Here is a 1849-nt window from a genome sequence, read left to right as displayed (position 1 = left end):
CTTCTATATGGTGATCAGCCTGCTCCTGCGCAACGGCAGTGGCAATATTGAAGCAGAAGCCCTGGAGCATCAGAGCGGGGTGCTGGCACAGCGCCTGTCGATCATTCATGGTCTTAATGCGCCGGAGTTTTTTGATAAATCACTGTTCCGAGGCTTTATTGCCCAGATGCGCTATCACGGTGTATTGGAGATCACGCAAACCAATAAACTGGTGTTCGGCGATGATATTCAGAAAGTGGCTGATCAGGCGCACGCCTTGTTAACCACTGAAATACGACACAGTATTAACCAGACCAGTCGATACGGCGTCAGTAACGGCACGGGAGAAAAATCTACATTCTGAATAGCGGGTAGAGCTTACGATTGTCGTTAGGCGCTGTCATTTAATAACTTCGAAATTTCAATCAGCACTGCCCGTTGCCCGTTACCCGTTGCCCGCAAAAGCGGCATGTCTTTTTCGGGTGGCGGGCAACGGGCAGCGACCTTATTAACCCGAAAATGCTTTCAGGGCATAGATATCATAGCGGCAGGCTTTCCCTTCCAGTCGGTAAGTGGGAGCCTGGCCATTGAGGTCCGGTGCCAACCTTGGCCTTTTCACAACAACTCGATACCGGGCAAGATCAAGTGCGGGTTGCAGCAACTGATCCGCATCCGGGTCATCGCCCAGCAGATCCTGAAACAGTCTCATCTCTTTTTTGACCAATGCCGACTTTTCCCGGTGAGGAAACATCGGATCCAGATAAACGACATCGTATTTATGGTCCGATGCCTGCATCAGCTCAATGGCATTACCTTTCAAAAGGGACATCTGTTCTGCAATTTGAACGACGTCATTGCCGTCAAGATTGTCGTCAAGAGCCCGGCGCAGACCATCTTCCAGAAGAGCTGCAACCACAGGCGACCGTTCAATCATGGTGACATTGCACCCCAGGCTGGCCAGCACAAACGCATCCCGTCCCAGCCCACCGGTTGCATCGAGCACCGATGGTTTGACACCTTTATTCAAGCCCACGGCCCTGGCAATATCCTGCCCTTTACCACCACCAAACTTACGTCGATGCCCGGCCTTGCCACCGACAAAATCAACAATAATCGGCTTCTCCCTGGACCCTTTGCGCTGAACCGCCAGTGCTCCTGAGGTATCAAAAGCCACCAAAGCCCCTTCATCAACGTCTTGAATACTCTGACTAAACTCCGTATTCAGTTGTACAGCAAGGCTTTCAAGCAAAGCCTGAATGGCAGGGTGATCTGAAGCAAGAACAAATAGCTGGGTAGACATCAGTGCATAAGTAATGAGCCATGAGGGGGGCAGAATCTAACACCTCCAGAGCGGCCGTTGCAATGTATGCACGTCAACTATATCCTCGGAACCCGAGTTCGCTCAGCCATAGGTTTTTACCGCTACACCGTCAAGCAACAATGGATTTCGCGCAACCATGTTGCTATCTTTCGCCGCTTCATTTTCATCAACCTGATGACTGGGGGTGTAGCGACTCCGTTGAGTCACTACTGATTGTTTAAAATGCCATCGAAGAGCGCCTGACTCCAGATATGAGCATCAGGCTGCTCACCCATGGTTTGCTGTAAGGATTCACCATGATCAGACGTCTGGGGAAATCTGTTTCCACTCTTTTAATCACCTCTTCTCTCGCTGTAGCGCCTGCGTTTGCCACAACGGCCAATGAAGCGCAAAGAACACTCAATATCTACAACTGGTCGGACTACATCGCCGAAGACACCATTGCCAACTTTGAGAAAGAGACGGGCATCAAGGTTCACTACGATGTCTTTGACAGCAATGAAGTTCTGGAAGCCAAACTGCTTTCAGGAAAAACAGGTTACGACATTG

2 protein-coding genes and 2 pseudogenes are annotated in these 1849 nt (G+C 50.4%); 2 read left to right on the top strand and 2 right to left on the bottom strand.

Features of this window, described 5'->3' with window-relative positions; all coding sequences use genetic code 11:
- Positions 1–343: pseudogene (locus KDK13_RS16485) on the top strand (hypothetical protein); the annotation flags it as partial.
- 144 nt (positions 344–487) lie between these two features.
- On the opposite strand, the gene KDK13_RS16480 reads toward KDK13_RS16485, so the two are convergent.
- Both KDK13_RS16480 and KDK13_RS16475 read right to left on the bottom strand, forming a co-directional pair.
- The gene (locus KDK13_RS16480; RefSeq protein WP_257286074.1) at positions 488–1279 is read right to left on the bottom strand and encodes a class I SAM-dependent methyltransferase; all 792 of its coding nucleotides are present in this window, start codon (positions 1277–1279) and stop codon (positions 488–490) included.
- Positions 1280–1381: 102 nt separating this feature from the next.
- Positions 1382–1507, bottom strand: coding sequence for a hypothetical protein (locus tag KDK13_RS16475; protein WP_257286073.1), 126 nt, complete (start codon positions 1505–1507; stop codon positions 1382–1384).
- A gap of 89 nt (positions 1508–1596) precedes the next feature.
- Here KDK13_RS16475 and KDK13_RS16470 point away from each other — a divergent pair.
- Positions 1597–1849: pseudogene (locus tag KDK13_RS16470) on the top strand (spermidine/putrescine ABC transporter substrate-binding protein PotF); the annotation flags it as partial.

The organism is Endozoicomonas sp. SESOKO1 (assembly GCF_024606265.1).
Taxonomy (GTDB): Bacteria; Pseudomonadota; Gammaproteobacteria; order Pseudomonadales; family Endozoicomonadaceae; genus Endozoicomonas.
The sequence above is the reverse complement of the archived record's forward strand: the minus strand, read 5'-3'. Positions and strand labels throughout refer to the sequence as shown.

Bases quoted from the DNA above. Each gene is read 5' to 3' on its own strand.
- KDK13_RS16480 (WP_257286074.1), bottom strand. From the start codon at position 1,279: ATGTCTACCCAGCTATTTGTTCTTGCTTCAGATCACCCTGCCATTCAG.